At 67.0% G+C, this 25,151-nt stretch carries 21 protein-coding genes and 1 tRNA gene; 11 read left to right on the forward strand and 11 right to left on the reverse strand.

The window, feature by feature from the left end; translation table 11 throughout:
• Positions 1-112 precede the first annotated feature (112 nt).
• Entirely contained in the window at positions 113-940 is an 828-nt protein-coding gene (locus tag ACLBWH_RS00230; RefSeq protein WP_447795905.1) for an alpha/beta fold hydrolase, read from the reverse strand.
• 155 nt (positions 941-1,095) lie between these two features.
• Here ACLBWH_RS00230 and ACLBWH_RS00235 point away from each other — a divergent pair, with 155 nt between their 5' ends.
• Positions 1,096-2,832: a DUF885 domain-containing protein gene (locus ACLBWH_RS00235; RefSeq protein WP_447795907.1), complete on the forward strand. Its 1,737-nt coding sequence runs from the start codon at positions 1,096-1,098 to the stop codon at positions 2,830-2,832.
• 32 nt (positions 2,833-2,864) lie between these two features.
• On the opposite strand, the gene ACLBWH_RS00240 is transcribed toward ACLBWH_RS00235, so the two are convergent.
• Positions 2,865-4,262 (reverse strand): MFS transporter, encoded by a 1,398-nt coding sequence (locus tag ACLBWH_RS00240; RefSeq protein WP_322849324.1) that lies wholly within the window; start codon positions 4,260-4,262, stop codon positions 2,865-2,867.
• A gap of 99 nt (positions 4,263-4,361) precedes the next feature.
• Here ACLBWH_RS00240 and ACLBWH_RS00245 point away from each other — a divergent pair, with 99 nt between their 5' ends.
• Together ACLBWH_RS00245 and ACLBWH_RS00250 are read left to right on the forward strand one after the other, a co-directional pair.
• On the forward strand, positions 4,362-6,476 hold the full coding sequence (locus ACLBWH_RS00245; RefSeq protein ID WP_447795909.1) for a prolyl oligopeptidase family serine peptidase: 2,115 nt from the start codon (positions 4,362-4,364) through the stop codon (positions 6,474-6,476).
• Positions 6,477-6,537: 61 nt separating this feature from the next.
• Positions 6,538-6,732 carry a hypothetical protein gene (locus ACLBWH_RS00250; protein ID WP_447795911.1) on the forward strand — a complete coding sequence of 65 codons (195 nt, stop codon included), beginning with the start codon at positions 6,538-6,540 and terminating at the stop codon, positions 6,730-6,732.
• A 135-nt stretch (positions 6,733-6,867) separates the two neighbouring features.
• Here ACLBWH_RS00250 and ACLBWH_RS00255 read toward each other — a convergent pair whose 3' ends face one another.
• The 3 genes from ACLBWH_RS00255 to ACLBWH_RS00265 form a co-directional block, all read right to left on the reverse strand.
• Positions 6,868-7,398 (reverse strand): hypothetical protein, encoded by a 531-nt coding sequence (locus ACLBWH_RS00255; protein WP_447795912.1) that lies wholly within the window; start codon positions 7,396-7,398, stop codon positions 6,868-6,870.
• 74 nt (positions 7,399-7,472) lie between these two features.
• A complete protein-coding gene (locus tag ACLBWH_RS00260; RefSeq protein WP_447795914.1) occupies positions 7,473-8,411 on the reverse strand; it encodes a hypothetical protein in 939 nt (312 codons plus the stop codon).
• Positions 8,412-8,614: 203 nt separating this feature from the next.
• Positions 8,615-8,704, reverse strand: a tRNA-Ser gene (locus tag ACLBWH_RS00265).
• Between the two features lie 137 nt (positions 8,705-8,841).
• Between ACLBWH_RS00265 and ACLBWH_RS00270 the strand changes: the two genes are divergently transcribed.
• The 8 genes from ACLBWH_RS00270 (at position 8,842) to mazG (ending at position 16,579) form a co-directional block, all read left to right on the forward strand.
• Positions 8,842-9,843 (forward strand): lytic murein transglycosylase, encoded by a 1,002-nt coding sequence (locus ACLBWH_RS00270; protein ID WP_447795915.1) that lies wholly within the window; start codon positions 8,842-8,844, stop codon positions 9,841-9,843.
• A 67-nt stretch (positions 9,844-9,910) separates the two neighbouring features.
• Entirely contained in the window at positions 9,911-11,077 is a 1,167-nt protein-coding gene (locus ACLBWH_RS00275) for a D-alanyl-D-alanine carboxypeptidase family protein (protein ID WP_322849319.1), read from the forward strand.
• 10 nt (positions 11,078-11,087) lie between these two features.
• Positions 11,088-12,062 (forward strand): AAA family ATPase, encoded by a 975-nt coding sequence (locus ACLBWH_RS00280; RefSeq protein ID WP_447795918.1) that lies wholly within the window; start codon positions 11,088-11,090, stop codon positions 12,060-12,062.
• A 41-nt stretch (positions 12,063-12,103) separates the two neighbouring features.
• Entirely contained in the window at positions 12,104-13,654 is a 1,551-nt protein-coding gene (metG, locus tag ACLBWH_RS00285; protein WP_447795920.1) for a methionine--tRNA ligase, read from the forward strand.
• Positions 13,654-14,430 carry a TatD family hydrolase gene (locus tag ACLBWH_RS00290; protein ID WP_447796680.1) on the forward strand — a complete coding sequence of 259 codons (777 nt, stop codon included), beginning with the start codon at positions 13,654-13,656 and terminating at the stop codon, positions 14,428-14,430. The genes metG and ACLBWH_RS00290 overlap by 1 nt, the downstream gene beginning before the upstream one ends.
• Positions 14,427-15,191 (forward strand): MBL fold metallo-hydrolase, encoded by a 765-nt coding sequence (locus ACLBWH_RS00295; RefSeq protein WP_447795922.1) that lies wholly within the window; start codon positions 14,427-14,429, stop codon positions 15,189-15,191. Before ACLBWH_RS00290 ends, ACLBWH_RS00295 begins: the two co-directional genes overlap by 4 nt.
• Positions 15,188-15,805 carry a retropepsin-like aspartic protease family protein gene (locus ACLBWH_RS00300; protein ID WP_322849315.1) on the forward strand — a complete coding sequence of 206 codons (618 nt, stop codon included), beginning with the start codon at positions 15,188-15,190 and terminating at the stop codon, positions 15,803-15,805. Before ACLBWH_RS00295 ends, ACLBWH_RS00300 begins: the two co-directional genes overlap by 4 nt.
• A gap of 45 nt (positions 15,806-15,850) precedes the next feature.
• Positions 15,851-16,579 (forward strand): nucleoside triphosphate pyrophosphohydrolase, encoded by a 729-nt coding sequence (gene mazG, locus ACLBWH_RS00305; protein ID WP_447795924.1) that lies wholly within the window; start codon positions 15,851-15,853, stop codon positions 16,577-16,579.
• A gap of 9 nt (positions 16,580-16,588) precedes the next feature.
• On the opposite strand, the gene hflX is transcribed toward mazG, so the two are convergent.
• From hflX to ACLBWH_RS00335, 6 genes are all read right to left on the reverse strand, one after another.
• Entirely contained in the window at positions 16,589-17,875 is a 1,287-nt protein-coding gene (gene hflX, locus ACLBWH_RS00310; protein ID WP_447795926.1) for a GTPase HflX, read from the reverse strand.
• Positions 17,876-17,877: 2 nt separating this feature from the next.
• Entirely contained in the window at positions 17,878-18,363 is a 486-nt protein-coding gene (gene hfq, locus ACLBWH_RS00315; protein ID WP_322849312.1) for an RNA chaperone Hfq, read from the reverse strand.
• Between the two features lie 122 nt (positions 18,364-18,485).
• Positions 18,486-19,862, reverse strand: a complete 1,377-nt coding sequence (ntrX, locus tag ACLBWH_RS00320; RefSeq protein WP_322849311.1) for a nitrogen assimilation response regulator NtrX — start codon at positions 19,860-19,862, stop codon at positions 18,486-18,488.
• Between the two features lie 2 nt (positions 19,863-19,864).
• Positions 19,865-22,075 (reverse strand): sensor histidine kinase, encoded by a 2,211-nt coding sequence (locus ACLBWH_RS00325; protein ID WP_447795929.1) that lies wholly within the window; start codon positions 22,073-22,075, stop codon positions 19,865-19,867.
• 599 nt (positions 22,076-22,674) lie between these two features.
• Positions 22,675-24,090: a nitrogen regulation protein NR(I) gene (gene ntrC, locus ACLBWH_RS00330; protein ID WP_447795931.1), complete on the reverse strand. Its 1,416-nt coding sequence runs from the start codon at positions 24,088-24,090 to the stop codon at positions 22,675-22,677.
• Positions 24,087-25,148, reverse strand: coding sequence for a two-component system sensor histidine kinase NtrB (locus ACLBWH_RS00335; protein WP_447795933.1), 1,062 nt, complete (start codon positions 25,146-25,148; stop codon positions 24,087-24,089). Before ACLBWH_RS00335 ends, ntrC begins: the two co-directional genes overlap by 4 nt.
• Positions 25,149-25,151: the final 3 nt, after the last annotated feature.

Below are 25,151 nucleotides of genomic sequence, written 5' to 3' on the forward strand. Positions count from 1 at the left end.
TAACGCGGGCGCCGAACGGCGCCCGCGAGGGTGGATAATAGAGCGGCCGACTGGATGCCAGCCGTTACCGCACGAGCCCGTTACCGCACGAGCCCGTTACCGCTCAGGCCCGTTACCGCCCCAGAAAGGTCAGCAGATCGTTGGTCAGGCGATCGCCGTGGGTGGCGAACAGTCCGTGCGGCGCGCCGTCATATTCGACGAGCTGGCTGTTCGCGATGCCGAGCGAGGCGGGACGACCGGCGGCGTCGATCGGCACCGTCTGGTCCGACGTACCGTGGATGATCAGCGTAGGGACATTGAACGACGCGAGGTCGGGCCGGAAGTCGGTATGGCCGAACGCCTCGGCGCAGGCGAGCGTCGGCTTGAGACCCGCTTGCATCGCGCTCGTCGTCGCCCAGTCGAGCACGTCGTCGCTGACCGGATGGCTGATCACGCCGACGCCGAAGAATTGCTTGAAGAAGGTGTCGCGGAAGAAATGCGCGCGATCCTTCTGGATGTTCTCCCCGATCTCGGCGAGCTTTTCCTCGGGCGTACCGTGCGGATTGTCCTCGGTCTTCAGCATGTACGGCACGACCGAGGCGACGAGCGCCGCGGCGATCACGCCTTTGCCGCCGTGGCGGCTCATGTAGCGCGCGACCTCGCCGCCGCCCATCGAGAAGCCGACCAGCGTCGCCTCGCTGTCGGCGCCGGTCGCGGCCATCACGTCGGCGAGATCGTCGGCGAGCGTGTCATAATCGTAGCCGTTCCATGGCTGGCCCGAACGGCCGAAGCCGCGACGATCGTAGGCGATGGCGCGGAAGCCGGCATCGGCGAGTGCCATCATCTGCGGGTCCCAGCTGTCGGACGACAGCGGCCAGCCGTGCAGCAGGATGACCGGGCGGCCCGATCCCCAATCCTTGACGTAGATGTCGGTGCCGTCGCGCGTTTTGACGTAGGGCATGAAAACGTCCTCTCGTGATGTCAGCGCGTTCAACGTGGCGCGCCACAGCGCGTTCCTCGCCCGCCCGGAGTCCCGCCCCGAATGGCGCCCGGACTGGCATTTGCCCCGACCGGGTGCCAGCATCGCCGGCGACATACGAATCAGGGGATCAGGTTATGCGTAACTTCGTGGCGGCCTCGCTGCTCGCGCTCGCCGTGGCGGGCTGTTCGGGCGGTGCGCCCACGGCGGACAATGCGGCGGCGCCCGCCCGGCCGGCGCAGAGCAACGGCTTCGCCCAGTTTCGCGACGGCTTCGTCGAGGGCTGGTTCAAGCTCGATCCCGCCAATGCGGTGTATCAGGGGCGTCACGATTTCGACGGCCGACTGCCCGACTGGAGCACCGCCGGCCTGCAACGCCAATCCGCCTTCCTCCACCAGGCGATCGACCGGGCGCGCGCGTTCGGCAATGCCGACCTCAGCCCCGACGAACGGTTCGAGCGCGACTATCTGATCCGCGTCGCGGAGGGTAAGCTGTTCTGGCTCGACGACGCCGATCAGCCGCATAGCAACCCGGCTTATTATGTCGGCGGCGGCCTCGACCCCAATGTCTATATCGCGCGGCCCTATGCGGACGCGCCGACGCGGCTCAAGGCGCTGATCGCCTTCTTCGGTCGCGTGCCGGCGGCGACGCAGGCGATCCGGGCCAATCTCAAGACACCGATGCCGCGCTCGTTCATCGACTACGGTGTCGCCGGCTTCAACGGCTTCGCCGATTATTACGTCGGCGACGCGCGCAAGGCGTTCGCCGACGTCCACGATGCCGATTTGCAGGCGCAACTCAAGACGTCGTCCGAGGCGGCGAGCAAGGCGGTACGCGCACTCGGCAGCTGGCTCGCGGCGCAGCGCGGCACCGCGACGGGCGATTTCGCGCTCGGCGCCGATCGCTTCCAGCGGATGGTGCGCGCCACCGAGGGCGTCGATACCTCGCTCGCGACATTGGAGGCGGCGGGCCGCGCCGATCTCAAGCGCAACCAGGATGCGCTAACCGCGGCGTGCAAGCAATTCGCGCCGGGCCAGACGATCCCCGCCTGTATCGACAAGATGAACGCCAACAAATCGGCGGATGGCCCGGTTGCTGAGGCACGCCGCCAGATCCCGACGCTGCGCGCCTTCGTCATCGCCAAGGACCTCGTCACCATCCCCGGCACGGAGGAAGCCAAGGTGGAGGAGAGCCCGCCGTACAATCGCCAGAACTCGGCCTATATCGACCCTGCCGGCCCGTATGAGAAGAACGTGCCGTCGGTCTATTATATCTCGCCGCCCGATCCAGCCTGGGACAAGACAACGCGCGACGCCTTCGTACCGGGCAGGAAGGATTTGCTGTTCACCTCGGTGCACGAGGTGATGCCGGGCCATTTCCTCCAGTTCCTCCACGCCAACCGCTCCAAGTCGATGTTCGGCCGGGTGTTCGTCGGCTATGCCTTCGCCGAGGGCTGGGCGCATTATGCGGAGGAGATGATGTGGGAAGCGGGCCTCGATAACGGCGATCCCGAGACGCATATCGGCCAGATCAGCAACGCATTGCTGCGCGACTGCCGCTTCCTGTCGGCGATCGGCATGCATGCGCGCGGGATGACGCAGGCGCAGAGCCTCACGATGTTCCGCGAGCAATGCTATCAGGACGAGGGCAATTCGCGCCAGCAGGCGGCGCGCGGCACGTACGACCCGGCCTATCTCAACTACACGCTCGGCAAATTGATGATCCGCAAGCTGCGCGACGACTGGACCGCCACCCGCGGCGGCCGCAAGGCGTGGAAGGCGTTCCACGACCAGTTCCTGAGCTATGGCGGCCCGGCGATCCCGCTGGTGCGGCAGCGGATGATGGGCGAGGAGACCGCGCGGGCGGTGTTCTGACCCGACACTCGCTGGCGGGGGAGGGAAGGTCCCTAGCGCGACACCTGCGTTCCCGGCTGCTCGTCCTCCGCCTCGTCGCTCGACGGATTGCGGATCGACGGGCGTAGTCGGGCGAGGCTGCATAGTCCGGCGACCAGCGCCAGTCCGGCGGCGACCAGCGGCGGCGCCATCCCGGCACCGACGTTCATCGCGAGCAATGCGGCGACCAATGTCGCGCCGGTCGTCTGCCCGACCAGCCGCACCGTGCCGACGAGGCCGCCCGCCGCGGCGGCGCGCTCGCGCGGGGCGGATCCGATGATCAGCCGCGCATTGGGCGGCAGGAACAGCCCGAACCCCGAGCCGCACAGCGCCATCCGCCACGCGATGTCGAAATAGGCGGCATCGGCGGGTAAAGTCGCGATCAGCAGCAAGGCGACGATCGACACCGCCATGCCGATGCCGCCGAGGATTCCCGCCGGCACCCGATCGGACAGCCAGCCGGCCAGCGGCGCGACGATCATGTTGGTCAGCGGCCACGGCGCGATCGCCGCGCCGACCTCCGCCGCGCTGAAGCCATAGCCGTGCTGGAGCCGGAAGGGCGTCGACAGCAGCAGCGTCATCGACGCGGTGAAGGCGGTATAGGCGCCGATCGCCGACAGCGCGATCACCGGCCGCGCGAGCAGGTCGATCGGCAGGATCGGCTTGGCCTCGCCGCGCTCGCGCCGCACGAAGATCCAGCCGATGCCCGCGCCCACCGCGACGATCGCCGCCGATACCACCGGACTGTCGCCGTGCACCGCGCTCTCCGCGCCCGAGATGACGAGGCCGATCATGCTCGCGCACATCACCGCGCCGAGCACGTCGAATTTTTCGTCGCGCGGCTCGGGCGCGGGCAGCGCGCGGCCGAGCGCGAGGCTGAGCAGCGCGAACGGCACCGCGCTGGCGAACACCCACGGCCATGGCGCGATACCGAGCACCAGCCCGCCGATCGTCGGCGCGAGCGCGGCCGAACTCGACACCACCACCGAGTTGATCCCGAGCCCGCGGCCCAATTGCTTGGCGGGATAGATCGAGCGGATCAGCGCCGACGACACGCTGAGCGCCGCCGCCGCGCCGAGCGCCTGCGCGGCACGGACGACGAGCAGGAACGGCAGGCTCTTGGCGAAGAAGCAGAGCAATGTCGCGACGGTGAAGACGAGCTGGCCGAACTGATAGGTGCGCTTCAGCCCGAATTTGTCGCCGAGGCCGGCAAATGGCAGGATCATCATCGCGAGGATGAGCTGATAGACGGTGACCACCGCCACCACCGCGCTGTTGCCGACGTGCAGGTCGCGCGCGATCGTCGGCAGCGCCACCGTCGCGATGCCGCCGTCGATGATGACCAGCGCGGTCCCCGCGGAGATCGCGCCGATCGCGACATAGCGGCGGGGCAGGGGCAGGCCATCGGTCATTGCGGAAATCCCAAGCGCTCCGCCCCAGGATCACCGGCGGATTGCGCGCCAACGCTTCGCCCGGCTAGACCGGTCCACCCCCAAGGAGAAACCGCCCCGATGATCCTTCGCACGCTGCTGATCGCCTCCACGATCCTTGCCGCCGCGCCCGCGCTCGCGCAAAGCAAGCCGATGACGAGCACGCCGACCACCGAAACCGACCCCTATATCTGGCTCGAGGACAAGGACGGCGCCAAGCCGCTCGCCTGGGTCGAGGCGGAGAACGCCAGGACGCTGCCGCGCCTGCAGAACGATCCGCGTTACCGGACCTTTTATGCCGAGGCGCTGGCGATCGCATCCGCCAAGGATCGTATCCCGATGCCGAGCCAGCTTTATGGCCGCATCTACAATTTCTGGCGCGACGCCGATCATCCGCAGGGCATCTGGCGCTGGACGAGCGAGGCGGATTATGCCCGGCCGCAGCCGCAATGGACGACCGTCCTCGACCTCGATGCGCTGTCCAAGGCCGAGGGCAAGAAATGGGTATGGAAGGGCGCCTCGTGCCTGCATCCCGAGGAGCGGCTGTGCCTCGTCGCGCTGTCCGAGGGCGGCGAGGACGCGATCAGCTATCGCGAATTCGATCTTGCCGCCGGCCAGTTCGTCGCCGGCGGCTTCGCGCTGCCCAAGTCGAAGCAGGGCGCGAGCTGGCTCGACAAGGACACGCTGCTGGTCAGCCGCGACTGGGGGCAGGGGACGCTGACCGCGTCGAGCTACCCCTTCGTCGTCAAACTGGTGAAGCGCGGCCAGCCGCTCGACGCGGCGCAGGAGATCTTCCGCGGCCAGCCGACCGACCAGCTCGGCACCTATGCCGGCGTCATCACCGACGGGCAGGGCAACCGGCTCGTCGCGATCGAACGCCGCATCACCTTCTTCGGCGGCGAGACGCACGTCTGGACGCCTCAGGGAACGAAGAAGCTCGACATTCCGGCACGCACCAGCCCGGTCGGCATGGTCGCGGGGCAGGTGCTGTTCCAGACCAGCGATCCCTGGGGTGCGGTGACCGCCGGCTCGATCGCCTCGGCGCCGCTCGCCGAGGTGCAGGCCAATGCGATCCGTCCCGTCGTGCTGTTCGCGCCGACGCCGCGCCAGTCGGTCGACGAGGTGGTGACGACCAGGGATCACGTCGTCCTGATCTACAACGACAATGTCCGCGGCCGCGCGTCGGTCTACACGCCGGGCAAGACCGGCTGGACGGCGAAACCGATCGCGCTGCCCGACAATGTCTCGCTCGGGGTCGCCAGCGCCGACGACAAGAGCAATCACGGCTATCTCACCGTCACCGGCTTCCTGACGCCGACGACGCTGCTGCCGCTCGATGCGGCGAGGGCGAGTGCGGCGAAGCCGGTCAAGACGCTGCCCGCCAAGTTCGACGCGAGCGACCTCGTCGTCGAACAGCATGAGGCGACCTCGACCGACGGCACCAAGGTGCCGTATTTCATCGTCCACAAGAAGGGCATCGCGGTCGACGGCACGACGCCGACGATCATGACCGCTTATGGCGGGTTCGAGCTGCCGATGCTGCCGGCCTATTCGGCGATCACCGGCAAATTGTGGCTCGAACGCGGTGGCAGCTATGTGCTCGCCAACATCCGCGGCGGCGGCGAGTTCGGCCCCAAATGGCACGACGCCGGCCGCAAGACCAAGCGGCAGGTGATCTACGACGATTTCGCGAGCGTCGCGAAGGACCTGTTCGCGCGCAAGCTGACCAACCCGCAAAAGCTCGGCATCTATGGCGGATCGAACGGCGGCCTGCTGATGGGCGTCGAGTTCAACCAGCATCCCGATCTGTGGAGGGCGGTGACGATCCAGGTGCCGCTGCTCGACATGCTGCGCTACGAGCAGATCGCCGCGGGTGCGTCATGGGTCGACGAATATGGCTCGGTCACGGTGCCGGAGGAGAAGGCGTTCCTCGCGACGATCTCGCCGTACCAGAACATCCGGAAGGGCGTGGCCTATCCCGAGCCCTATATCTGGACGACGACCAAGGACGACCGCGTCGGCCCGCAACACGCGCGCAAGTTCGCCGCCCGCCTGAAGGAATACGGCCTGCCGTATCTGTTCTACGAGGATACTGCCGGCGGTCATTCGGGCGATGCCGACATCGAACAGGGTGCCCGGTTGCAGGCGCTGCAGATGACGTATTTCGCGCAGAAGCTGATCGGGCCGGCGAAATGACCCGCGCGCGTCCTCGGCCTAGCCGGGGACGTAGTGGTGGCTTGCCGCGCCCGGCAAGGCGTTGCTTCAGTTCCGCAATTATAACCGCGCCAGCCACGAACGCTTTCTGCATCAGGGCATGCAGGAGCGCTGGGCACAGTTCACAAGCGCGATGGTGCGGATGACGTCGGTCGAGCCCCTGTCGGCGTGCCTGTGCGGTGAGCGGTACGAGCGGTTCACCGAAGTGGCGAAGGACTCGGGTCGTCGGCTGGCCTGATCGCCGATACGTCCAAGGCGGCCGGCGACGCGATCACCGACAGTCTGGCGGATGCGGCGAAGCGGCTCGTGGCGTTGCAAAGCTATGTAGGCAAGAGACAGGCGCTCGATCTGCTCACCGCAGACGATTGCCGCTTCAATCAGCTGGAACAGCGTCCCGGATCAGCGTCGGGTCTGCTCGCTGCACCTTATCCGTAAAGTAATACAGGCCGATCATTGTCGCTATGAAAAGGTGCGATAGCCAAAAATTGTAGACTAGAATAAATGCCGACCCGATCCAAAATCGAACATCGGGATGAACAAGGATCCGAAGTCCAGGAGCGAGCATATTTGCCGAAAAGCCAAGGCCGTACAATCCGAAACACGAGAACGAGAGATATCCGAACAGAAGGCAAAGAAAACGGCGGCGCTCCAGCGGAGCCGTTTCATTACCGTATGTTGTGCGAGGTGTTCCGCCGAGCGGCTGCAGTAGTGCTTCGCTGTTCGCCGTCGATAATAGTGTCAGCGCAGCGACGAAAAAACCGCCGAGGATCGCATAAAGGCTTTGAAGGCCGGCAAGATATCCGGTCGCCGAAAAGGGTGCGGGTACCGCAGGCCAGAGGCGAACCACCAGCGTCAGCGCAACCGATCCGACGCCAGGCAGGACGATATCCCACCGTCGCTTCACGGGGTGTTTTACCTGCCAGTACCTGAGCGGGGCAAGAAGCATATCAATCCAGAAGTGGCGGGCAAACGGTCATACTAGAAATTTGCGACCATTGCCTCCACTAATTCGTCGACCAGGACGTGGCTGCAATCCGATAAGGGGTTCTCGACCCGCAGGAGTTCGCGCTTCGCGAAAAGCGCCGTGCCTATGTCGGCTAGGTCGGTTGCGATCTCGGTGGGGACTGGCCGGGTCTGTCCGGGCGGCGTCCAGCGAATTTTCATTCGACCGTAATTGGCTGCGGCCGCTCTGGCCTTCAGCTTGTTGATTGCGGCCGCAAAGCCCCCTTCACCGGCACTCACGCGCACCATGAGCTTCTTGCCGCGGGTTTCAAATTCAGGGTCCTCATCAAATGTCGGATCAACCGAGGTGTCGATCAATTCAATTGGCATAAACTTGCCGCGATCGAAAGCGTCCGCTAACTCTTGCGACCTTCGAGCGTCGAGGTTCCCTGTAACCCAGGTCTTCACCTCACTCCCGGTAGCTCGCCGTCTGAAACGGGCGTTCGTGAGAAACGCCTGCTCGCGTAATTCATGGTTTAGTAGTCGCTCAAGAGGCGCGCGCCCCAAGTGCGGCGTCTCCTCAACCAGCATCCTGTACCGCCCCTCCTTTGTGTCGTCCGGCGTAAGCCTCATGAGCACATGACAACTTAACCCTTTCACCTCGCCATCCCAGCGCTCGGCATCACGCGCTTCGCCGCGCTCATAGTGCACCCACGAAGGGCTCGATCCACGTCGATCGCCAAGCGTAACAACAAATGCCAGCCCCGGCGTGCCGTCACGTAGCTCAACTCGGCGAGCTTGGGCGATCCGAGCAACACGGTTCTCTTTCTCGTACGTCCGCTTGACGTCACCGTTATTCGCGCGGCGAATTATCTCATCGGCGTAGTCGTGGAAGTGCTGGGCTGGCGCATCTTCCGGCAAAACGTGGGTGTCGTAATCATAGTAAATGAACCATCGTTCGTGCGCATCGGCCACCGGCAACTCTCCCTGACATCTTTGAAGCTACGCTTGGTTAGCATTGGTGTCAAAATACTTGGCCGTGCCATTTCATGACGCCACCGGCGTTCGTTACCGATCGAAACCGGCCATCAGCAACCGCGACTAAAATGTAGGTGGGACCGAGGGCGTTCCGTCGCAGGACAACGCTAGCGTTGTAAACAGTGCTTTTTTTGGAATATTGGCGGAGGGAGTGGGATTCGAACCCACGGTAGGCTTCCACCTACGGCGGTTTTCAAGACCGCTGCCTTAAACCACTCGGCCATCCCTCCGTGCCGGCCCCGGATAGTCGCACCGCGGCTGCCCGTGCAACCCCTGCGACGATAAGAGGTTCACGTCACCGGCTCGCTGTGGCACCACGGCCGGCATGTGGGGGCAACGACTGCGACGCGCGCTGACGACCGGCGTAATGGCAACGACCTTGGCGCTGAGCGCCGCCGTGCCGGTGGCGGCGCAGGACGAGGCGGGGTTCCAGACCTATCTGCAGACGCTGCGCCAGCAGGCGCTCGCCGAGGGCGTGACGCAGCGCACGGTCGATGCCGTCTTCCCGACGCTGACGCTCAGCGACCGGACGATCCAGCTCGATCGCGCGCAGCCGGGCAATCCCGGCAGCACCGCGACGCCGCCGTTCGCGCCCTATAAGGCGAGCCATGTCGATGCCGCGCGGATCGGTCGCGGGCGCACCACCTATCAGGCGCAGCGCGCGCGGCTGGCGCGTGTCGAGCGCGAGACCGGTGTGCCCGAATCGATCATGGTCGCGATCTGGGGGCACGAGACCAATTACGGTGCCTATACCGGCAATTTCGATCTGCTGCGCAGCCTCGCCAGCCTCGCCTACGAGGGGCGGCGCCGCAGCCTGTTCGCGGGCGAGTTCATCGCCGGGCTCAAGATCCTCGATCGCGGCATCCCGCGCGAGCAGTTGAAGGGGAGCTGGGCCGGCGCGACCGGCAATCCGCAATTCCTGCCCTCGGTCTATCTGCGGCTGGCGCGCGATGGCGATGGCGACGGTCGCGCCGATATCTGGACGAGCCCCGCCGATACGCTCGCCTCGATCGGCAATTATTTCGCCAATGCCGGCTGGCGTCCGGGCCAGCCCTGGGGCGTCGCGGTCAGCGTTCCGCCGAGCCTCGACCGGGCCGGCCTCACCAGCCGGATGATGTCGCCGCGCTGCCCGCGCGTGTTCGAACGGCACAGCCGCTGGCGGACGATGGCGGAATGGCGCGCACTGGGCGTGGTGCCGCAGGGCGGGCGGTGGCCGGGCGATGGCGTGCAGGCGACGCTGATCGAACCCGACGGGCCCGGCGCGACCGCCTATCTGCTCACCGGCAACTATCGGGTGATCCTCGATTACAATTGCTCGAACTTCTACGCTCTGTCGGTCGGCCTGCTCGCCGATGCGGTTGAGGGCTGACGGCGCGCCCCGGCGTCGCTATGCCACTGCCATCCTCGCTTATCTTCCGGAAAGCCCCATCGACGTCATGAACAAGCTGATTGCCGCCCCCCTCGCGATCGTCGCCGCCGCCGTCCCGTCGGTCGCCGCCGCCCCCCAGTTCCAGGGGACCGCGCCGATCGCCTATATGGAAGACCTGTCGTCGGGCGCGGTGCTCTATCAGCGCGACGCGGATCGCCGCATGCCGCCGGCGTCGATGGCGAAGATGATGACGGTCTATGTCGCCTTCGACATGATCAAAAAGGGCGAATTGAAGCTCAACCAGACCTTCCAGGTGCGGCCGGAGACGTGGCAGCGCTGGCATGGGCCGCAGGCGGGATCGACGATGTTCCTGTCGACCGGCGAGACGGTCAGCGTCGAGAATCTGCTCAAGGGCATCGTGACGCTGTCGGGCAACGACGCCTGCGTCGTGCTTGCCGAGGGGATTTCGGGCACCGAGCAGACCTTCACCGATCGGATGAACGATCAGGCGAAGAAGCTGGGCCTGACCAACAGCCATTTCGGCACGTCGAACGGCTGGCCCGACAATGGCGTGACCTATGTCACCGCCAAGGACCTCGCGCATCTCGCCAGCGCGACGATCCAGCATTTCCCGGACCTCTACAAGCGCTTCTATTCGCTGCGCAGCTTCACCTGGGGCAAGACGCTCGGCGCCGGCGCCGACATCACCCAGGCCAATCGCGATCCGTTGCTGGGCCGCGTCGCCGGTGCCGACGGGCTCAAGACCGGCCATACCGAGGAGGCGGGCTATGGCTTCACCGGCTCGGCGGAGCAGAACGGGCGGCGGCTGGTGATGGTCGTCGCCGGCCTGACCTCGTCGAACGGCCGCGCCGAGGAATCGGTGCGCTTCATGGAATGGGGCTTTCGCGCGTGGCAGGCCAAGCCGGTCGTCGCGGCCGGCAAGCAGGTGTCGACCGCCGAGGTGCAGATGGGCAGTTCGAGCAGCGTCGGCCTCGTCGCGCCGAAGCAATTGACGGTCACCGTGCCCGCCGGCGCGGTGCCGCAGATGAGCGCCAAGGTCGTCTACGACGGCCCGATCCGCGCGCCGATCAAGGCCGGCCAGCATATCGCCGATCTCATCGTCAAATCGCCCGATCTGCCCGAGCAGCGGCTGCCGCTGGTCGCCGACAAGGACATCGGCGAGGCGGGTTTCTTCGGCCGCGCCTGGGCGGGGCTGACCTCGCTCTTCGGCTGATGCCGCGCGCGTGACCGGGACGTTCGGCAACGCCGACGCGCACGCCGCCTTCGTCGCGGCGCTGCGTGGCGGCGCGTTGCATCATGCCTGGCTGCTGGTCGGGCCGGAGGGCGTCGGCAAGGCCAGCTTCGCGCAGGCCGCCGCGCTGCGGATGCTCGCCGAGGCGAGCGCGACCGGCGTCTTGGCGCCGGGGCTCGCCGTGCCCGAGGGGCATCCGACCCGTGCGCTGGTCGATGCCGGTTCGCACCCCGATCTGCGCGTGATGCGGCGGTTGCCCAAGGACGCCGAAAAGCCCGATCAGGATCTCGCCCGCAGCATCACGATCGCGCAGGTGCGCAGCCTCCAGCCGCTGTTCGCGACGACGCCGTCGATGGGGGCGCGCCGCGTCGTCATCATCGATGCCGTCGACGATCTCGAGCGCAACGGCGCCAACGCCTTGCTCAAGAATCTGGAGGAGCCGCCGGCCGGGACGATCTTCCTGCTGGTCAGCCACGCGCCGGGGCGATTGCTGCCGACGATCCGTTCGCGGTGCCGCGTGCTGCGCTTCGGCGCGCTCGACGATGGCGATATGGCCAAGGCGCTGCGGCAGGCGCTGCCCGAGGCGGACGAGGACGAGATCGCCGCGCTGGTGCGGACGGGGGAGGGGGCGCCGGGCCGGGCGATCCGTTATGCCGGTCTCGATATCGACGGGCTCGACCGCGCGATCGCCGGCATCGCCGAGGATGGCGATCCGATGAACGCGCGCCGGGCCGCGCTCGCCCGGGCGCTGGCGGGGAAGGGCAATGCCGCGCGCTACGAGGCGTTTCTCGATCGCGTTCCGGCGATGATCGCGCGCGAGGCGCGGACGCGTTCCGGCACGCGGCTCAAGACCGCGCTCGATGCGCAGGCGGCGGCGCGCGATCTCGCCGGCGCGGCGCTCGGCCTGTCGCTCGATGCGCAGGCGACGGTGTTCGAGATGGCGGCGATCGTCGCGACGCTGCGCTGACCCCGCTTCACCTCGCCGGGCGGATCGACTAGGAGGCCGGCATGGCCGATCCTTATTATATCACGACCGCGATCCACTATCCCAACGGGCGTCCGCACATCGGCCATGCCTATGAGATGATCGCCGCCGATGCGATCGCGCGGTTCCAGCGCCAGGCGGGGCGCGACGTGCGGTTCCAGACCGGCACCGACGAACATGGCCTCAAAATGGCGCAGACGGCGCGCGCGCGCGGCGTCGAAGTGCGTGCGTTCGCCGACGAAATGTCTTCGCATTTCAGCGAGATGGCCGACACTCTTAACATCTCCTACGATCGCTTCATCCGCACCGTCGAACCAGCGCATTACGCCGCCAGCCAGGCGATCTGGCGCGCGATGCGCGACAAGGGCGACCTGTACCTCGACCGCTACGAAGGCTGGTATTCGGTCCGCGACGAAGCCTTCTACGACGAGAAGGAACTGATCGACGGGGAGGGGGGGCAACGCCTCTCGCCGCAGGGTACGCCGGTGGAATGGACCGCCGAGGAGACGTGGTTCTTCCGCCTGTCCGACTATCAGCAGCCGCTGCTCGACTTCTACGCCGCCAATCCCGACTTCATCCGCCCGGAGAGCCGGCGCAACGAAGTGCTGCGCTTCGTCGAGGGCGGCCTGTCCGATCTGTCGGTGTCGCGGACGAGCTTCGACTGGGGCGTGCCGGTGCCGGACAGCCCGGGCCACGTCATGTACGTCTGGGTCGATGCGCTGACCAATTACCTGACCGGCGCGGGATATCCCGACGATAGCGAAGCGCTGGCGCGCTTCTGGCCGGCGGATCTGCATCTGATCGGCAAAGATATCACGCGCTTCCACACCGTCTATTGGCCGGCGTTCCTGATGTCGGCGAATCTGCCGATCCCCAAGCAGGTGTTCGCGCACGGCTTCGTGCTCCATCGCGGCGAGAAGATGTCCAAGTCGGTCGGCAATGTCGTCAGCCCCGACGAGTTGACCGGGGCGTTCGGCGTCGATGCGGTCCGCTATTTCCTGCTGCGCGAAGTAAGCTTCGGACAGGACGGCAGCTACTCCGCCGAAGCGATCGTGACGCGGGTCAATGCGGAACTCGCCAACAGCTTCGGCAATCTCGCGCAGCGCACGTTGTCGTTCATCGCCAAGAACCTGGGTGGGGCTTTCCCGGATGCCGGGCGCAGCGATCCCGCCGATGCGATGCTGATCGAGGAGATCGTCGTCGCCTGTGCGGGGCTCAAGGCGGCGTTCGGCGATCTGATGCTCAGCCAAGGGATCGAGGCGTGGATGCGCGGCGTTTTCGCCTGCAACCAATATATCGACGCGCAGGCGCCCTGGGCGTTGCGCAAGACCGATCCCGAGCGGATGCATGCGGTGCTTAATACGCTGGTCCGCGCGATCCGCATGCTGGCGATCGCCATCCTGCCGGTGGTGCCCGATGCGGCGGCCAAGGTGCTCGACCAGATCGGTGCGACCGAACGCGATCATGCCGCGATCGACGATGACGGCTGGTATGCGCGGCAAGCGGCGTCGGGCTTCGCGATCGCGCCACCGTCGCCGGTCTTCCCGCGGCTCGAACTGCCGGTGGCCGAATGATGTTCGCCGACAGCCATTGCCACCTTAACTACAAGGGGGTGTTCGAGCAGCAGGGTGAGGTGCTGGCCCGGGCGCGAGCGCGGGGTGTCGGCGCTATGCTCAACATCTCGACGCGCGAGAGCGAATGGGATGCGGTGGTCGCCACCGCCGAGCGCGAGCCCGATGTCTGGGCGGCGATCGGCATCCACCCCAACGAGGCCGACGCCTATCCCGACGTGGGTCGCGCGACATTGGTCGACCGCGCCGCACATCCGCGCGTCGTCGCGATCGGCGAATCAGGGCTCGATTATTATTACGAGCATTCCGATCGCGCGCGGCAGCAGGCGAGCTTCCGGACGCATATCGCCGCCTGTCGCGATACCGGCCTGCCGCTGATCGTCCATACCCGCGATGCGGAGGAGGACACGCTGGCGATCCTGCGCGAGGAGATGGAGCAGGGGGCCTATACCGGCGTCATCCATTGCTTCACCGCGAGCGGCGCGTTCGCCGACGCGGCGCTCGATCTCGGTTTCTACATCTCGATCTCGGGGATCGTGACGTTCAAGAATGCGCGCGATCTGCAGGAGACCGCCGCGCGCCTGCCGGCCGAGCGGCTGCTGATCGAGACCGATGCGCCGTTCCTCGCACCGGTGCCCAACCGGGGGAAGCAGGGCGAGCCCGCCTTCGTTGCGGATACGGCGGCATTCCTTGCCAAGCTGCGCGGTGAGCCGATCGAAGACCTGGCGGCAAGAACGGCCGATAACTTCTTCTCCCTGTTCAACAAAGCGCAACGGTGAAGGTCCGTATCCTCGGCTCCGGCACGTCGTCGGGCGTGCCGCGGATCGGCAACGACTGGGGCGCCTGCGATCCCAGCGAGCCACGCAACCGTCGTACCCGTGCATCGCTGTTGGTGGAACATGAGGGCACGCGCATCCTCGTCGACACCGGCCCGGACATGCGCGAGCAATTGCTTGCCGCGGATGTCGCAGCGGTCGACGCGATCATCTGGACGCACGACCATGCCGACCATTGTCACGGCATCGACGACGTCCGCCAGATCTTCCATGCGCTCGGCAAGCCGGTGCAGGGCTTTGCCCGGCCGCGGACGCTGACCGCGCTGCGCGAGCGCTTCACTTATGTCTTCGCGGGCCGACAAGGCTATCCGCCGACGGTCGAAGCCGCCGAATTGCCGGACCGGCTGACGATCGGCGGCATCACCGTGGACGTGGTCGATCAGCCGCACGGCCATATCACCTCGGCCGGGCTGCGCTTCTGCGCCGGCGATGCGGTGGTCGGCTATGCGACGGATTTCCACGAACTCACGCCGGCGATGCGCGCGCTCTATACCGGGCTCGACGTCTGGATCGTCGATGCACTGCGCTACGCACCGCATCCGACACATCCCGACGTGCCGACGGTGCTCGACTGGATCGAAGAGCTGCGGCCCGGCCGGTCAGCCTTCATACATATGGACCATAGTATGGATTATGCGACGCTGGTGGCGAGTTTGCCGCCGGGCGTCGAACCCGGCTATGACGGACTAGAATTCACGCCATGAACACGGATGTGGGCGGCTCGGCGCTCTTCTACCTGGTGCTGCTCATCTTTCCGATTTCGGCGCTGATCGCCCGCCGCGTGCCCGTCCTGCGGATCGTCATGTCTCTGGTGAGCTGGCTGGTGATCATCGGCGTGCTCGTCGTCGTCGTCGGCCAGCGCGAGCGGTTCGATCCCTATCTGCAGCGCGTCGCCAGCCTGTTGAAGATCGATGACCAGAGTGTCGTCGGCCGCGAAACGCGCATCCGGATGGCGGCGGACGGGCATTTCTGGGCGCGCGTGACGCTCGACGGCGTACCGCGCCGCATGCTCGTCGACAGCGGCGCGACCGTGACCGCCTTGTCGACCCGCACCGCGCAGGCGGCGGCGCTGGACGTCCGCAACAGCGCGTTTCCGATGATCCTCAACACCGCCAACGGCCAGATCAGCGCGCAAACCGCTTCGGTGCGGGAATTGCGGCTGGGCGACATCGCCGCGCGTGACCTCGGGGTTGTCGTGTCGCCGGCGTTCGGGGACACCGACGTGCTCGGCATGAACTTCCTGTCCAAGCTCAAATCATGGCGGGTGGAGGGGCAGACGCTGATCCTCGAGCCGCATCACCATCAGGATTTTACATAATGTCTATTATCAGTCTTGATGGTGGTCAGTGAGAGGGGGCGTGGAATGATCGAGCGACTGGTGGCGATCATGGCACGGCTGCGTGATCCCGACCGCGGCTGCGACTGGGATGTCGCGCAGACCTGGGCGACGATCGCGCCGTACACGATCGAGGAAGCCTATGAGGTCGCCGATGCGATCGCGCGCAATGACGCGGCCGATCTCAAGGACGAACTCGGCGACCTGCTGCTTCAGGTCGTCTTCCACAGCCGGATTGCGGAGGAAGCCGGCGCCTTCACGCTCGCCGATGTCGTTGCATCGATCAGCGACAAGATGGAGCGCCGCCATCCGCATATCTTCGGCGATGCGATGCAGAGCCCCGGTTGGGAGAACCTCAAGGCCGCGGAGCGTAGCGGCAAGGCGGATGCCAGCGCGCTGGCCGGCGTCGCCGTCGGGCTGCCCGCGTTGATGCGGGCGGTGAAGCTTCAGAAGCGCGCCGCACGGGTCGGTTTCGACTGGCCCGACGACGCGGGACCACGCGCCAAGCTTCACGAGGAAATCGAAGAGGTTGCGGCTGCTACCGGTGACGAGATCGAGGACGAGATCGGCGATCTGCTCTTCTCCGCGGTCAATTGGGCGCGCCATCTCGGCGTCGATCCGGAAGCCGCGCTGCGCCGCGGCAACGCAAAGTTCGAACGGCGCTTCCGTGGCATCGAAACGCTCGCCGGTGACCATTTCGCCTCCCTGAGCCTCGCCGACAAGGAAGCGCTCTGGCAACAGGTCAAGCGCGGATAGGCATCGGTTTCACCGCTGCAAAAAGCGTTCGTAATCGCGCTCTGCGAGGCGAACCTCATATTGCGTCTGAAGATCCTCGCTGATCTGGCCGAGCACCTCGCCGTGCGCGTGCAGCCAGGCAGCCCCCGCCCCGTCGCCGGCATCCAGCGTGATCCAATAACGACGATGGCCTGCGGTGAGTTTGGCGGCGACCTGTTCGATCAGATCGTCGATCCCCTCCCCGCTGAGCGCCGAGATCGCGACGACATCGTCACGATGGCTCGCTTCGACCAGCACGTCCTCATGTCGTTCGCCGTCGAGCAGGTCGAGCTTGTTCCACGCCTCGAAGCGCGGGGTCAGTTCGGAGACGCCGATCTCCGCCAGCACCGCCTCGACGTCGCTGCGCTGCGCTTCGGTTTCCGGATGCGCGATGTCGCGGACGTGGATCAGCAGATCCGCCGACACCACTTCCTCCAGCGTTGCCTGAAAGGCAGCGACGAGCTGCGTCGGCAGATCGGAGACGAAGCCCACCGTGTCCGACAGGATCGCCTTGTCGATGCCGGGCAGCGAGATCTGCCGCAACGTCGGGTCGAGCGTCGCGAACAGCAGATCCTCGGCCATGACGTGCGCACCGGTGAGCCGGTTGAACAGCGTCGACTTGCCGGCATTGGTATAGCCGACCAGCGCGATGATCGGCCACGGCGCGCGTTGGCGCCGGTCGCGATGGAGGCCGCGGGTCCGGCTGACCTGCTCCAGTTCGCGGCGCAGGCGCGCCATACGGTCGCGGATCAGGCGCCGGTCGGCCTCGATCTGCGTTTCGCCGGGACCGCCGAGGAAGCCGAAGCCGCCGCGCTGCCGTTCGAGGTGGGTCCAGCTGCGCACCAGCCGGCCGGCCTGATAATCGAGGTGGGCGAGTTCGACCTGCAACCGCCCTTCGGCGGTGGCGGCGCGTTCGCCGAAGATTTCGAGGATCAGGCCGGTGCGGTCGATGACCTTGGCTTCGAGCGCGGTTTCGAGATTGCGTTGCTGCACCGGGGTCAGGCTCGCGTCGAACACGACGAGGTCGGCCTCGTTCTGGCGCACCTGCACCGCGAGTTGCTCGACCTGGCCGCTGCCGATCAGCGTCGCCGCCTTGGGCGAGCGCACCCGCACCGCGACCTTCTCCGTCACGACCAACCCGATCGCCGCGGCGAGGCCCGCCGTCTCATCGAGCCGGGCATCGGCATCGCGATGCGCGTCGCCCTGATCCGGCAGGACGATCAGCGTGCGACCGCCACGGGCAAATTCGTCGCGGTCGCGGTTGAAACCATTGCTCACTATTATTCTTCCGTCTCGCCCTCATCGGCAAGGTTCAACGCGCGAGCCGGCTGGATGGTGGAAACCGCATGCTTGTAGACGAGCTGTGCCATGCCTTCGCGCTGGAGCAGCATGCAGAACAGGTCGAAACCGGCGATCTGGCCCTGCAGCATGACGCCGTTGATCAGGAACATCGTGACCGAGTCTTCCGACTTGCGCACGGCATTGAGGAAGATCTCCTGCAACAGCGGCTGCTTGCGCTGCGCCTCGCCGACCGACTCGATGAGCGCGGCAATGTCCATCGGGCCCGACGGCATGATGGTGGAAATGGCATGTTTGTAGATGAGCTGGGACTGGCCATCGCGGCGCAGCAGCACCGAGAAATTGTCGAACCAGGTGACGATGCCCTGCAATTTGACGCCCTTGACCAGAAACATGGTCACCGGCGTCTTGGAACGGCGCAGCGCATTGAGGAAGAGGTCCTGCAGAGACCCTTGTTTTTCGGCCATGATGAGCCTTTCGGTTCTTGGCGAGCCGTTTGCCCGCTATCGCGCCGTTTCCCGGCGTCGGATCGTCGCCCGGATCGGGCGACACGTTGCATCTATGAACGATGCGGCCCTACGTCCAGCGCTCAATCCTCGCGCATGTCGGTGATGCCGAGCAGCTTGAGCTTCCGGTGCAGCGCCGAGCGTTCCATGCCGATGAAGCTCGCCGTGCGGCTGATGTTGCCCGAGAAGCGGCGGATCTGGACGCGGAGATATTCGCGTTCGAACGTCTCGCGCGCCTCGCGCAGCGGTGCGCCCATGATCGCCCCCCCGCCCCCGCTGCCGAGATCGCCCTGATCGCCGAGCACTTCGGCGGGGAGCAGGTCGAGATCGATGCGGCCGATCCGGTCGCCGGGGGCGAGGATGATCGTCCGCTCGACGACGTTGCGGAGCTGGCGAACGTTGCCGGGCCAGTCGTAGGATTGCAGCGCGACCATCGCATCGGGGGCGATCTCCGGCGTCGGGACCCGGCGGTCGGCGGCATAATGCGCCATGAAATGCTCGACCAGCGCCGGAATGTCCTCACGCCGTTCGGAGAGCGCGGGCAGCACGACGGGGACGACGTTGAGCCGGTAATAGAGGTCCTCGCGGAAGCGGCCTTCGGCGATCTCGTGCGTCAGGTCGCGCGAGGTGGCGGAGACGACGCGGACGTCGACCTTGACGATGCGCGTGCCGCCGATGCGGCTGAAGCTCTGGTCGGTGAGGACGCGCAGGATGCGGGCCTGCGTCGCGACGGGCATGTCGGCGATCTCGTCGAGGAAGAGCGTGCCGCCATGCGCCTGTTCGAGCAGGCCGGGGCGGACGAGATCGCCGCTCTCCTCGACGCCGAACAGCTCCTCCTCGACGCGTTCGGGGGTCATGCGGGCGGCGCTGACGATGACGAAGGGTGCCTGCGCGCGGTTGCTCCAGCCGTGCAGCAGGCGGGCGGCGACCTCCTTGCCGACGCCCGCCGGCCCCATGATCAGCACGCGGCTGCCGGTGGCGGCGACGCGCTTCAGGGTGGCGCGGACGCCGTTGATCGCGCCCGAGCTGCCGGTGAGGTCGCTCTCGCGCCCCGCCGAGACGCGCAGGCTGGCGACCTCGCGGCGGAGGCGTTCGGTTTCGGTGGCGCGGGCGACGAGGAGGAGCAGCCGCTCCGCCTCGAACGGCTTTTCGATGAAGTCGCTGGCGCCGCGGCGGATCGCGGCGACGGCGGTGTCGAGATTGCCGTGGCCCGAGATGACCAGCACCGGGATCGACGGATCGCGGCGCTTGATCTCGTCGAGCAGCTCCAGCCCGTCGAGCCGCGAGCCCTGTAGCCAGACGTCGAGCAGCACCAGCGACGGGCGGCGGGTGGCGATCGCCTCCAGCGTCGCATCGCTGTTGGCGGCGGAACGGGTCTCATAGCCCTCGTCTTCGAGGACGCCGGCGACCAGTTCGCGGATGTCGTGTTCGTCGTCGACGACGAGGATGTCGAGCGGCATGTCTAATTCCGATTGCGTGTGAGGGCGGCGAGCTGGCCTTCGCCAGCCGGCTCGGGCGCGGCGGCCCCCTGGTCGAGGGCGGCGAGCGCCGCGGCGTCGAAGGTCATGCGGACGACGGTCCCCCCGCCGTCGCGGTCGGCGAAGGTCATGGTGCCGTGATGCTCCTCGACGATCTTCTTGACGATGGCGAGGCCGAGGCCGGTGCCGCGGGCGCGCGTCGTCATATAGGGTTCGACGATACGATCGCGGTCGGGTGGCAGGCCGACCCCGGTGTCGGCGAGCTCGACGGTCGTAACATCACTATCCTCACGCACGTGCATCATCACGGATCCACCGCTTTCGCCCTTACTTTCAATGGCTTCGACGGCATTCTTGACAATATTCGTGAACGCCTGGCCGAGCTGGCGGCGGTCGCAGACGAGCGTGGGCGCGGGGATGCTGTGGTCGAGTTCGAAACGGATATTGGGATGCGCGACCTCGTGCAGGAACAAGGCCTGGCGGGCGATGTCGACCAGGGATTCCTCGCGGAACACGGGCTTGGGCATCCGCGCGAAGGAGGAGAATTCGTCGACCATCCGGCGCAGGTCGCCGACCTGGCGGACGATCGTGTCGGTGAGCCGCGCGAAGGTGGTGTCGGCGGGATCGATCTTGCTGCCGTAGCGGCGCTGGAGCCGTTCGGCGGCGAGCTGGATCGGGGTGAGCGGGTTCTTGATCTCGTGCGCGATCCGCCGTGCGACGTCGGACCAGGCAGCGCGACGCTGGTCGAGCAACTGCTGGGTGATGTCGTCGAAGGTGAGGATCGGGCCGGCGTCGGTGCGCGCGATGCGCACCGCGAGCGTGCGGGTTTCGCCGTTGCGGATCACCTGGACGATCGCCTCACGTTCGTGACCATGGACGAGATCGGCGAGTTCCGGGGCGATGGTGGTGAGCGGGCGACCGATCAGGCCGTCTGCCCCCGCCCCGATCAGCTCGGTGGCGGAGCGGTTGGCGATGCGGATCGTGCCGTCCTCGGCCGTGGCGACGACGCCGGCCGACACCCCGGCCATCACCGCCTCGATCAGCGCACGGCGGTTCTCGAGCTGGTCGTTGGCGGTGACCAGGGCGCTGTTCTGCTCCTGCAGCCGGCCGGTCATCTGGTTGAAGGCATTGGCGAGCGTGCCGACTTCGTCCTTGCGGCGGGGGTCAGGAACACGCGCGGTGAGATCGCCGGTGGCGACCTTGCGCGCCGCGCCGACCAGCTCGGCGACCGGGCGCACGAGGCGGTCGGCGACCGCCAGTGCCGCCCAGACGGCGATGCCGACGATGAGCAGCGAGACGATCAGCAGCGCGGCGTTGAACTTGAGCTGCAACGCGCGCGAGCGACTTTGCAGCGCCTGATAGTCGCGGATGATCGCGTCGCCGCGTCGGATCTGGCTGGCGAGCTGCGGATCGAAGATGCGGGCGGAATAGAGGTAGGCGCCCTTGCCGTAGGTGAGCGGAACGACGACGCCGATGCGGTCGTCGCTGCGGATGACGACGAAGCCCGCCCCCCGATCCAGCGCGCGTTCGACGGACGGATTCACCAGGTTCTGGAGGGGTTTGTCATAGGGGTTGAGGACGATGAGCGGATCGGCTTCGCCGCGACGAATGATCATCGCCTCCGATTGTTCGCGACGATAGGTCTGCAACAGAAGCGCGTTCTGGAAATACGGGCTGTCGATGTCGTGGCCCTGCAAATCCCTGGCCAGATCGCCGCTCATGGCCTGCACCTGCGCAATGACGCGGTTCGCCTCGCGCTGATAGTTTTCGCCGACCAACGTGCGGGCATTTTCGATCATGCCGCTCGCGCGGTCCGACGACCAGAATTCGACGCCGATCTGGAACAGCAACGAGGCGAAGATGGTGACGAGCAACGCCGGGACGGCGGCGATGATCGAGAAGATCGCCACCAGCCTGACGTGGAGGACCCCCTCCCCGCCGACCAGCGAGGCCGCGGCACGCTTGCGGGCGATGCGGCGGCCGAGCAGCATCAGCAGCGCGATACCGGGAACGAGATTGGCGACGAGCAGCGAGGCGATGGCGGGCGGCGACAGCGGCTGCGCGGGCTTGCTGCTGCCGGTGATGACGAAATAGGTCGCGGTCGCGATAGCGATAGCCAGCACGAGCACCAGCGCCTCGACGGCGGGCGTGATGCGCAGCCGGCGGTCCGGGGCGGGTGCGATCAGATCGGGCATGGGGGCCGCGTTCATTCGACCCTTCGTACAACGTGGATTGTTGCACGGAAACCACATAATTTACCGGGAACGGTGGTTTGTGGTGACAGTAGGGTGAGCGGGGCAGGTCGCTGGTGGGGCATGCCGTGAATCGGTCCACGCGGAGGCGCGGAGGTGTCGCGTTCGGTGCAGCGGCAGCTTGCCATCGCGCCGTCTGCCATGACAGGCCACGCTGCCCCGAGCGGTTCATCTCGGCGCCTCCGCGCCTCCGCGTGAACGTATCTGCCTTCCTCTCGAACCGCGATGTGGCTGCCGACTTCGCGAAAACACGGCAACGGGGGAAGCAGTCGATCGCGCAAGCAGCCTCGTCACCGTGGAAATGTTCGAACCTCTGCGAGGGTCAGCCGGGTACAAAGCGATGCCGTGCTCCTGCGGACGCAGGAACCCAGGGTTAGGCAGAATAACGGCTTATGACGTTCCGGGCTCCTGGGCTCCTGCGCTCGCAGGAGCACTGGGGGCGCTGCGAGGGATGAGGCTTTCTCAAGCCCCTCTCCTCGCCGCAGAGTGGACCCCGCAACGAGTCCGGGGTGCGTGTGGCGGGGACTATGACCCCCTGCCCGTTACTCCTCTGCGCGGGTGCTGATTCCCAGGGTGTCCAGTCGCTTGCGCAGGGTGTTGCGGTTGAGGCCGAGCGCTCTTGCGGCGCGGAGCTGATTGCCGGCGTGGCGGGCGAGCATCGCCTCGATCAGCGGGCGTTCGACCTCGCCGATGACGCGGTCGTAGAGCGTCCCGTCGTCGAGCGCGCCGGGACGTTCGCGGGCGATGCGCTCGACGAGATGGCGGACGGCTTCGGCGATGCCGGGGTCGGAGGCCTCGCCGCCGGTGCCCGGGGCGCCGAGCAGGTCGCGGATCGTCGCGGCGTCGATCAGTTCGTCGCGGGCGAGCACCGCCAGGCGGCGCATCAGATTTTCGAGCTCGCGGACGTTGCCGGGCCAGTCGTGCGCGGTGAGCGATGCCTGCGCGGCGTCGCTGAGCTGGCGGCGTGGCAGGCCCTGTGCAGCGGCCATTTCGAGGAAGTGGCGGGCGAGCAGCGGGATGTCCTGCCGGCGCTCGCGCAGCGCGGGGAGCGCGATCGGCACGACGTTGAGCCGGTAGAACAGATCCTCGCGGAACTGACCGGAGGCGACCTGTTGGGTGAGATCGCGGTTGGTGGCGGCGACGACGCGGACGTCGGCGCGCATCGTGCGGGCGCCGCCCACGGTGGTGAACTCGCCCGACTGGAGGACGCGGAGCAGGCGGGTCTGCGCCTCCATCGGCATGTCGCCGATCTCGTCGAGGAACAGCGTGCCGCCCGCCGCCTGTTCGAAGCGGCCGGCGTTGCGCATCGCCGCGCCGGTGAAGGCGCCGCGTTCGTGGCCGAACAATTCTGCCTCGATCAGCTCGCGCGGGATCGCCGCCATGTTGATTGCGACGAAGGGCGCGGCGCGGCGGGTGCCGAGATCGTGGATCGCGCGCGCGACGAGTTCCTTGCCGGTGCCCGATTCGCCCGAGATCAGCACGGTGAGGTCGTTGGAGAGGACCCGCGCGATGATGCGGTAGACGTCCTGCATCGCCGGCGAACGGCCGATCAGCGGCAGCGCCGGGTCCTCGCTCGCCTCGGGCTGCGGCATCACCGCGCCGCGGGCGAGCGCGCCGGTCACCGCGCGGGTGAGATCGTCGAGATCGAACGGCTTGGGGAGATATTCGTATGCCCCGACCTCGGCGGCGCGGACCGCGGTGGTCAGCGTGTTCTGCGCCGAGAGGATGATGACGGGGAGTTGCGGCAGCCGCTCGCCGATCTCCTTGGCGCGGGCGATGCCGTCGCCGTCGGGCAGGACGACGTCGGTGATCAGCACGTCGGGAACGCGGGTGGCGAGCATCCGGTCGAGCTGCGCCAGCGTCTCGGCGGTCTGCACGTCATGGCCGGCGCGGCGCAGCGCCTGCGCGACGACGGTGCGGATCGCGGCATCGTCGTCGACGACGAGGATGCGAGTCATGCGGCGGCGCGCGGCAGCAGGAGGCGGAGCGTCGTCATTTCCGGGGTTCCTTCGCGGGCATATTGGACGATGCCGCCCATGTCGCGGACCAGTTTGTCGACCAGGGCAAGGCCGAGCCCCTGCCCCTCCGGCCGGCCCGAGACGAAGGCGTCGAACAGATGGTCGGCGATATCGGCGGGGGCGCCGGGGCCGTTGTCGATCACGCATATCTCGATCGGCAGCGGCGTGCGCGGGCGGCCGGGCGCGGCGACGACGGACATGCCGTGGCGGTAAGCGGTGGTGATGAGGATGCGCGGATTGCGCACCGATCGATTGGCTTCGACTGCGTTCTTCAGAAGGTTGATGAGGATTTGCAGCAGCGCGTCGCGGTTGATCGCGGCGGCGGGCAGCGACGGATCGAACCGTTCCTCGATGGCGATGCCGCGAGCGAAGCCGGCGAGCGCGAGGCGGCGGGCGTGGCCGATCAGCGGATAGATGTTCTCGGGCACGATCGGCAGCGGGCGGGTGTCGCTGAAATCCTGCATCCGGTCGATCAGCGCGGCGATCCGGTCGACCTCGGTGACGATCAGGGTGGTCAGCTCGCCGGTGCCGAGCAATTGCGCCGCGCCGCGGATGCCCGACAGCGGATTCTTGATCTCGTGCGCGAGCATCGCCGCGGCGCCGCTGGCGGCACGCGCGCCGGCGCTGCGCCCGGAATGGCCGAGGCCGCGGGTGCTGGCGGCGGTGTGGAGCGTGATCGCGCGCCAGCCGGGATGATCGGGGATCGCCGCCTCGACGAAATCGACGCGGATCTTGGGGCCGTGCGGCGTCGCGATCTCGGTATCGTAGAAGGCGAAGCCCTGCCCGTCGCGGCGTGCGTCGGCGGCGGGCGGCGGCAGGATCGCGGCGAGCGGCTGGCCTCGCATCACGCGCTCGGACAGGTTGAGCAATTGCTCGGCGAAACCGTTGGCATGGGCGATGCGGTCGTCGGGATCGACCACCACCACCGCGACCGGCAGCGCCGCGAACAGTTCGGCGAAGCCGGGCCGGCCGGAGGTGTAGCCGGTACGCTGCTCCATTCG

It is taken from the genome of Sphingomonas sp. M6A6_1c (assembly GCF_053345135.1).